The sequence below is a fragment of the Streptomyces sp. NPDC049597 genome, from assembly GCF_040675505.1.
Taxonomy (GTDB): domain Bacteria; phylum Actinomycetota; class Actinomycetes; order Streptomycetales; family Streptomycetaceae; genus Streptomyces.
In genome coordinates, this window is record NZ_JBFAOY010000029.1 from 77,900 (window position 1) to 85,593 (window position 7,694).

The 7,694-nt window shown below is 67.6% G+C and carries 7 protein-coding genes; 4 read left to right on the top strand and 3 right to left on the bottom strand.

What is annotated here, in order from left to right:
* Positions 1-330: 330 nt before the first annotated feature.
* Both AB0K02_RS27300 and AB0K02_RS27305 read left to right on the top strand, forming a co-directional pair.
* Positions 331-858, top strand: coding sequence for a hypothetical protein (locus tag AB0K02_RS27300; RefSeq protein WP_365995177.1), 528 nt, complete (start codon positions 331-333; stop codon positions 856-858).
* A gap of 279 nt (positions 859-1,137) precedes the next feature.
* Positions 1,138-3,090: an AAA family ATPase gene (locus AB0K02_RS27305; RefSeq protein ID WP_365995178.1), complete on the top strand. Its 1,953-nt coding sequence runs from the start codon at positions 1,138-1,140 to the stop codon at positions 3,088-3,090.
* Between the two features lie 168 nt (positions 3,091-3,258).
* Here AB0K02_RS27305 and AB0K02_RS27310 read toward each other — a convergent pair whose 3' ends face one another.
* Both AB0K02_RS27310 and AB0K02_RS27315 read right to left on the bottom strand, forming a co-directional pair.
* Positions 3,259-4,134, bottom strand: a complete 876-nt coding sequence (locus AB0K02_RS27310) for a hypothetical protein (protein ID WP_365995179.1) — start codon at positions 4,132-4,134, stop codon at positions 3,259-3,261.
* 499 nt (positions 4,135-4,633) lie between these two features.
* A complete protein-coding gene (locus AB0K02_RS27315) occupies positions 4,634-5,089 on the bottom strand; it encodes a bacteriocin immunity protein (RefSeq protein ID WP_365995180.1) in 456 nt (151 codons plus the stop codon).
* A 347-nt stretch (positions 5,090-5,436) separates the two neighbouring features.
* Here AB0K02_RS27315 and AB0K02_RS27320 point away from each other — a divergent pair, with 347 nt between their 5' ends.
* Positions 5,437-5,694, top strand: coding sequence for a hypothetical protein (locus tag AB0K02_RS27320; RefSeq protein ID WP_365995181.1), 258 nt, complete (start codon positions 5,437-5,439; stop codon positions 5,692-5,694).
* A gap of 277 nt (positions 5,695-5,971) precedes the next feature.
* Here the strand turns inward: AB0K02_RS27320 and AB0K02_RS27325 are convergent, their stop codons facing one another.
* Entirely contained in the window at positions 5,972-6,430 is a 459-nt protein-coding gene (locus AB0K02_RS27325; protein WP_365995182.1) for an NUDIX domain-containing protein, read from the bottom strand.
* A gap of 253 nt (positions 6,431-6,683) precedes the next feature.
* Between AB0K02_RS27325 and AB0K02_RS27330 the strand changes: the two genes are divergently transcribed.
* Positions 6,684-7,103, top strand: a complete 420-nt coding sequence (locus tag AB0K02_RS27330) for a hypothetical protein (protein WP_365995183.1) — start codon at positions 6,684-6,686, stop codon at positions 7,101-7,103.
* The last annotated feature ends 591 nt before the right edge of the window (positions 7,104-7,694 follow it).

The window sequence follows — 7,694 nt, forward strand, 5'->3', positions numbered from 1 at the left end:
TAGAACGCGCGGCAGGGTAAACCGGATTGCCAGGGGGTGGGGCCGGTGGCTGGGGGACGGCGGCGCAAGCACGGAATGGTCCGGCAGAGCGGAGGGCGTCTGGAGCCCGAGCATCGCACTGGCCGGGCACCGGTTGAGGTGCTGATCTCGCGGGTCGGCTGTGTGATCTGCGGGTCGGGAAAGATCCGGATCGCAGCGCAGGGCGCGGAGTGTGAGGCCTGCTACCAGCGGCGCCGTGCCCGCAGTGCCCGCCGCACCCGGCTGCGCCGGGATGCGTCCGGTCAGCCGACGGGGCGGCTGATCGCCGACCGGGCCCAAGCTGGGGACCGCATGCGCACCGTGCACCGCACGTGGGAGGCAAAGGGTCCGGATCCGCTGCCTGCGGCGATCATCGTGCTGGAACGGCTGCGGGCGGCGCTGGACTCGGTCGCCGTCCTGGACACCGAGCTGAACCGCCGCTACCTGGCCGGAACCCGGCCCCGCCCGGACGGTGCGGTACCGCGGGAGGAAGCCGCCTTCCGCCGCAGACTCCTCACCGCGTTGAAGGCCGGCACACGCACCGTGCACGAGAGCGAGAGGGCCACCGTCCTTGAGGACACACACGCCTTCGCGATCGTCGCCGCCTGTTTCGGTCACCGCCGCACGCTGGCCGCCTTCCGCCGGCACGGCTTCGCCCTCGGTGCGCCCTGGAGGGACGTCCGCGACCAGATGGCCCCGCTCCTGGCCAGCCTCACTCCGGCCGAGGGCGGACCGGCAGACGCCGATGTCGAGAAGGCTGCCGCTGGTCTGGATGCAGGCCTGGTGCGCGCGGCCGAGGCCGCCGACGCGCAACGGCACTCAGAGCTCGGCACCGGCTGACGAGCTGTAGGCCGATCCGCCAGTGGTGTGCTCACCCCTCAGAAGGTGGCCTGCGGCGCGAGGGCTCCCTGCTCCTGATGAACACCATGCCGGCGGCGACGTTTCCCCAAAGGCGGCCCCTGTAGGGCGATATGGGGCCGGATGTCGGAGGGGGATGGTTGGATTTGGCCAGGAACCTGAGATTAACGGCGACTCGGGCCGGGCCGACGTCAAAGGGCGTCGGCACGATCAAACATGTGATCAGGCCGGCGCCGAGGCTTGAGAGGGGAGGCGGTTCGAATGCTGCTGGACGAGGTCCTGATACAGAACTTCCGCAACTTCACGGACGCGCAGCAGATGAAGGTCGAGCCGACCGTCACCACGCTGATCGGGAAGAACGAGGCGGGCAAGACCACCATCCTCAAGGCACTGCACCGCCTGAACCCCGCGAACAACCCTGACGACTTCAACCTCACCCAGGAATACCCGCGGCGCCGTCTGGCCCGCGACCGCCGCACCAGCGACCTGAATGACTACACCCCGGTCCAGGCATGGTTCACTCTGGAGGACAGCGACGTGGCGGGGTTCACCGCCATCTTCGACGTTGCCCCGTCGGCCAATACTCGGATCGTCGCAGGCCGCACCTACGGCAACGCGCAGTGGATCGAGGTGGAACTCCCCTTTCAGGAAGCCCTTGCCGGAGCCTGCCAGTCCAGCGGGGTCGACCACGAGGACGCCCAGAAGCTGGTCGTCGCCGAAGACGTGGAGGCCGCGACCGCGGCGGCCAAGAACCTGACCAAGGAGCTGCGCGAGGCCGGACACCAGGCGAGGGCCCAGGCGGTCGCCAAGGTGGCAGGCGCGCTGAAGCCCTACACCCCGCTGCTCAACAACGAGCTGAGCGATGAGCAGACCGACGCCATGCTGGAGTTGCTGCCCAAATTCTTCTACTTCTCCAGTTACGAACTGCTGCCGGGCGAGTGCGACCTGAACGAGCTGGTCTCCCGTGTCCAGAGCAACGCGCTGAAGCCCGGCGACGAGACCATGCTGTCGCTGCTGGACCTGGCAGGCGAAGAACCGCAGAACCTGCTGGACGAGGACTACGACAGCCGCAACGCCGAACTTCAGGCGGCCAGCGTCGACCTCAGCGACCGGGTCTTCGAGTACTGGAAGCAGAACGACGCCCTCACCGTCGATTTCGACACCGACATGCCCGTGGTCGGCACAGAAGCAGACGGGCGCCAGGTGCGCCACCGCGTACTGAAGGTGCAGCTGCGCGACGAACGCCACGGCGGCGTCACCACCAACTTCGCCACCCGCTCCGCGGGCTTCCAGTGGTTCTTCTCCTTCATGGCCGCCTTCAGCCGCTATCAGAACGCCCGCGAACGGGTCGTCGTCCTGCTCGACGAGCCGGGCACCAGCCTGCACGGAGAAGCCCAGGGCGACTTCCTTCGCTTCATCTTCGGCGAGCTCGGCGCCCACAAGCAGGTCCTCTACACCACCCACTCCCAGCACATGATCGACCCGACCCGGTACGAATCCATGCGTGCCGTCCACGACCAGGCCACCCGGGAGCACCCTGAACTCGGCGTGGTGATCTCACCGGTCAGCCTGTCTGCCGACCGAACCACCGTGCTGCCCGTCGAGGCTGCCCTAGGTTACTCCGTGGCGCAGCACCTGTTCCTCGGCTCCGGACCCCACCTGGCCGTCGAGGGCAGCAGCGATTTCGTCTTCCTAACCCGTATGTCCGAATACCTGACTTCCCACGGGCGGCAGGGACTCCCTTCCCGGATGTCGATCATCCCGGTCGGCGGCATCGGCAACATGCCCGCCTTCGTCGCCCTGCTTGGCCGCCGCCTGGAGGTGTTCGCCCTCATCGACGGCGCGGAAACCGCCAAGGTGACGCACAAGGTCCGCAAGGCCGCCGAAGCTGCCGGCGTCGACCCCGCACGCGTCATCGTCATCGGTGAACAAGACGGACTCCCGGCCACCGGCGACATCGAGGACCTGTTCACACCGAAGGACTACCTCTGGCTGTACAGCCGGGCCGTCAAACACCTCACCGAAGACCAGCTGCCGCCTACCCCCGAGCCCATTCTCAAGCGCATCAGCCAGGTCAACGGTATGTTCGACCACGTCGGTCCGGCCCATCAGCTGACCACCGACCGCGACGCCTTCTTCGGCCAGATCGACGAAGAGACCCTCAACCGATTTGAAGAGCTCCTCAAGCGCCTGACTACCGAACCCGCGAACTGACCAGACGGCCAGCCCCAGATCGCCGTTGTGCTGCGGACCTGTCCACCGACACGTGGCGTCGCCCGCACCCCCTTCCAGGGGGTGCGGGACGGTGGAAACCGCAGCGTCAGACAGGGCACACACCACCGACCCTCTGCCGGAGGAGCAGGAACCTCGGGCGCATCACGGCTAGCCCGTCCGTCCGGAGTTCCGACGGGATGCCTGCCGTTCGGTACTGAGGGTAGGAGCTACGTGTTCCGGCTGCACCGCCCTTACATCGAGGCTGTCGTACACGGAGTCCGGCCACGGCTCGAGGAACCCGGCCCATGGGTCGTGGTCGCCGTTGCTGACGTCCTGGGCAACGACACCGGCGAGAATGGTCGGGGCTGGCTGCGGGGGCTCGGGGTAGCGGGATGTGTCCTGGCCCCAGGCGGCGAGTCGGTTGATGGCGTACCAGCGGTAGGGGGTGTCCCGGGCGGCGAGTTCGTGGACTGCGTCGGTCAGGGCGGGGATGTGGTGGGCCAGGGCTGGGTCGGCGAGCAGAGGCAGGATCGCAAAGAGGGCGGCGTCGCGGACCTCATGTTCACTGTCGCCGAGGAACGGGTGCACCGCGTCGTAGAGGGCTGGGCGGGTCGCAAGGAAGGCGTCGATGTCTTTCTGCCTGCCGGGCGGCCACTCGGGCGGATAGTCCGTGTCCTGGGCGGTGTCCCCGAGCCAGCCGAGCAGACGTACCCGCAGCGGAGACAGCTGCTCGCCGTGCTGGTCGATCTCCCACGGCCTCTGGCTTGTGACCATCGCCAGCGTCCGTGGATCGCCCAGGATCGCTGCGACGAACAATGCGGCTGGCGCCGTGGCGCTGTAGAAGGTTCCCTGGTGCGTCACCGCGCCGTACAAATCCCGCACTGCCGTGCCCTGGACTCGCGGATCGTCATCGAGCAGGTGGCGAAGGATCACCGGTGTCATCGGCGCCACATCCGGGCAGCAGTGCTCCACGGCATTCCAGTCCGTCCGCAGCAACAGCGCCCGCACGTCCACGAGACCCGCGCTCCCACCCTCGTTCGTCATGCGGCGAGTGTGACAGGTACCTCCAACATGCCGGCTCTGAGGCTGTTGAGCCGAGACCCAACCAGCGCGGGGTACAGCACCGTTGGAATGACGCACCCCGCCAGCTAGTGCCTCGTCCGACCGCGGCGCGGTGCCTCCAACCCGCTTGGCCTCAAGATATTGCGCTCAACACTATTTTTTGATGAACCGCCGCTACCTGGCCGGAACCCGGCCCCACTCGGATGGTGCGGTACCGCGGGAGGAAGCCGCCTTGCGGCGCGAGGGCTCCCTGCGCCCGGAGTTGCTCGGATGTGGTGCGCCCTGGGGTGTGATCGCGCTGGGGCGCTGTTCCGTCGGCCGGTGTGGACTCCGTGGAGGATCTGGACGTGCTGATGGACGAGCCGGGCGAGCGGCTGCGCTTGCCGTGGCCGGTGGGGCCCCGGGCCGTGCTGGCGTGCTCAGCCTGCTCGACGAGTACGCTCAGCCGCACGCGCACGCACTGGCGCAATCCGCCTGGCGTTCAGAGTGCGATGGGCCGGTACTTCAGGGCCTCGTCGACGATTTCCTCCGCAGACGCGTCCTGGAGGCCGTCCGGGGGATAGAAGATCAGGTTGGCGACTTCGGGGTGGAGTACGTTCGCTTCGAGAAGCAGCAGGTAGTAGTCGATCTCCGGATCGACTGCGAGGATTCTGCGGACGATTTCGACGAGTTCGTCTCTGGTGATGTCTGCGACCCGGGGCCGGGCCGGCCGGGCCGCTTCCCTGGCCAAGTCTTCCAGGTCTCTGCTGCGCCAGTACTCGGTGAAGGTGTAGGCCGTGTAGTCGTGGCCGGTCAGCGTGTTGAAGGTGCGGATCGCCTCGTCGGCCTCCTCGGAACCATCGGCCAACAGGCCGGCGATCCGATCGATCTCGTGGCTCAGTTCCTCGAGGCGTTGCGTGCTCACGGGCGGGGGCAGCAGTTCCGGTCTCAGGTCCACGGCCCGATTATGTCCGCAGGCACCGACACACTCCTCACCGATTACCCCCGCGACTACGAGCTCTGCATTGAGCTGCTCACCCGGCTCACCGCGCGCCAAGCGGGACCGGCCCTCGCCTGAGAGCTCCCCAGAGCACAGAGCATCTGCGGCCCTGGCTGCACAGGTGCTCGGTGACGACAGCTAGTCACGTGCCCCGTGCGTGCCGGGTCAGCCGGTGGCGAGCGGGAGTTCAGCAGGCAGCGTCCATAGACTGCCCGAGTCGCGGGAAGCTTACGGGGTCCCGATCTCTCGCCCCGTGGCAGCTCCCGCCCAAGGCGGCTCCACCGGCCTTGCTGTACGGTGCGGTCATGCCTCAGCCCACGTATGGATCAGACGCCGCGGTCACCTCCCGAGAGGCCCTGATCCATCACATCCACCAGCTGCGCGAGGATCTGCTCGCCAACGGCGATGGCTGGGAGAACCCGACCTTGGAGCGCTACCTCGAGTCCATGGCCGCATGGATCAATGATTCAGCGGGCTACCACCGCTCTCGTGGCGAGGAGCCGCCCGGCCCGGACTGGGAGTTCATCGGCAACGCTCTGCGGGCCGCCGCACTGTACGAGTAGCCACCGGCCGAGCAGTTGATCATCATCTCCGATGCCGTCCGTCGACGGTGCGAGCAGTGCGTCGACGACACTGGACTGGCACTCTCACGCCGACCGCCATGTGCAGTTCCAGCAGCTGCCGCCCGCCCTCGACACCTCCGCTGGCGGTTACGCCCAGGGCCTGGTCCAGCCGGTCGCAGGCCGCGCCAGGCTGCCCAGCCGCGCCGTGCGGGGCCACATCGGTAACCGAGTCGGACCCGCACGCCAACCCCGACGCCACCGGCCGGGCGGATGCCGTTCAGCGGAAGACGCCGCGTCGCCCGAGCCGAAGATCGGAGAGGGCATCCTGATGCTGAAGGTTCGTCATCTGCGGGGCCTCCGTGAAGGGGAAGTACCGCAACTCCAGGGTCTCGCTGTCCACGGCGTGCGACCTGCCGCCGACGGCGGAGCAGTAGAAGAAGACGGTGAAGGGCTGCGCAGCATCGCCATTGGGATAGGTGTGCCGGTACTTCGTGTAGACGCCCAGAAGACCATCCACCCGCACCTGCAGACCGGTCTCCTCTGCAGCCTCCCGCACAGCCGCTTCCTCGGCCGATTCGCCGAGCTCGATCGCGCCCCCCGGGAACCCCCATGCACCGTCATCGCTGCGTCGCTGCAGCAACACACGGTTGTCGACGACGACGCATGCGGCGGCGAAGTTCAGTTGGATCGGGGCAGTGCCGACGTGCCCCCGAAGCCAGCCAATGTAGTCGGACATTTTCAAATGATCTCCCTCTGCCCTCGCTCACCCCGCACGGCTCCCGCCTCCCTTCGTGCCCCCCGCCGCCGCCACTGTGGCACACGAGCAACGACCACCGCCCTCTGATCAGACCCACGCCACCCCGTCGACACGAGACCGGGGACTATGTCTCCCCAGCCGTCCGCGCGCCCGGGGAGCAAGCCCCGACCGGCCTGCTCTCAAGCCCCTTTGAGCTATTGCACTCAACGCTAATTTTTGCGACCATCGCAATATGTATTTGATCAGTGACATCGCGGCGATCCGTTTCCCGCTCCCCGTCCCGGGTTCGGTCACCCCGCCCGATCTCTACTTCGAAGCCTGCGAGCAGGCCGAACGTCTGCGCGCCGAGGAGGCGGAGAACCTTCAGGCCGCGAGCGACGGCCTGGATGCCGATCCGCTGCTCCTGGCCCTGCAGGACGCCCGGGCGCGCAAGGCCGCGGCGGATGCCGAGATCCGCCGGCTCCTCGCCTACGGACGGGAGTTCCACGGCGCCCGCCCGTACCGCCTGGAATCCCTGTCCGAGGCCAGCGGCATGACCATCTCCGGCGTCCGAACCGCCTACGGACACGACGAGATCACCGAAGTAGCCCGAGAGGTCCGCCGGGACCCCAACCGGCGCACCGCCAAGTCCCCCGCCCAGGAGGCCCATTGACCCAAGACCAGGACACCTGCCTCTGCCCCGCCCCCTGGCCGCGTCTGATCACCGCCATCGAACAGCACGAGTACACCGTCACCCCCGTCCCCACGCACAGTCCTGCCTCGGCGCTCTATCTCGCCCGCTGCGCCGTATGCGCGACGGCCTACACGCGCCCCTGGAGACGGGTGCGTGCCCGACCCACGCGGCCCGGGCCGGCGGCATCAGTTGATAGACCACGCGGAGAGCCTTCAGAGAAGGCATGAGCGCGAGATCCGGATTCACCAAAAGTTCTCGATGAAGGAAGCACCGCCGCGCGCGGGTAGTAGCCCCTCAGAAAGAACTTTGCCCCGGGCCACTTTGATGCAGCGTCACCCGCCCCTTTTGCTGCCAGCTATTGGCCCGCGAAGCGGGCCAGGACTCGAAGGCGAAGCCGGAGAGGCCCAAGGCAGGGGAAGCGCAGCGCCCCTGCCCCGTGTTGTTGAAGCGAAGCGGAGACAACACAACTCGGCGAAGCCGAGTCCCGGTCCGCAACGCGGACCGGCCTCACTTCACAACAACACAACGCAGATCGGAAGTGCGTCGTGGTGGGGAAGTGTGTTGCAAATT

Coding starts and splice junctions, on each gene's coding strand:
- AB0K02_RS27330 (WP_365995183.1), top strand. CDS start 6,684: ATGTATTTGATCAGTGACATCGCGGCGATCCGTTTCCCGCTCCCCGTC.
- AB0K02_RS27300 (WP_365995177.1), top strand. CDS start 331: ATGCGCACCGTGCACCGCACGTGGGAGGCAAAGGGTCCGGATCCGCTG.
- AB0K02_RS27310 (WP_365995179.1), bottom strand. CDS start 4,134: ATGACGAACGAGGGTGGGAGCGCGGGTCTCGTGGACGTGCGGGCGCTG.
- AB0K02_RS27320 (WP_365995181.1), top strand. CDS start 5,437: ATGCCTCAGCCCACGTATGGATCAGACGCCGCGGTCACCTCCCGAGAG.
- AB0K02_RS27305 (WP_365995178.1), top strand. CDS start 1,138: ATGCTGCTGGACGAGGTCCTGATACAGAACTTCCGCAACTTCACGGAC.
- AB0K02_RS27325 (WP_365995182.1), bottom strand. CDS start 6,430: ATGTCCGACTACATTGGCTGGCTTCGGGGGCACGTCGGCACTGCCCCG.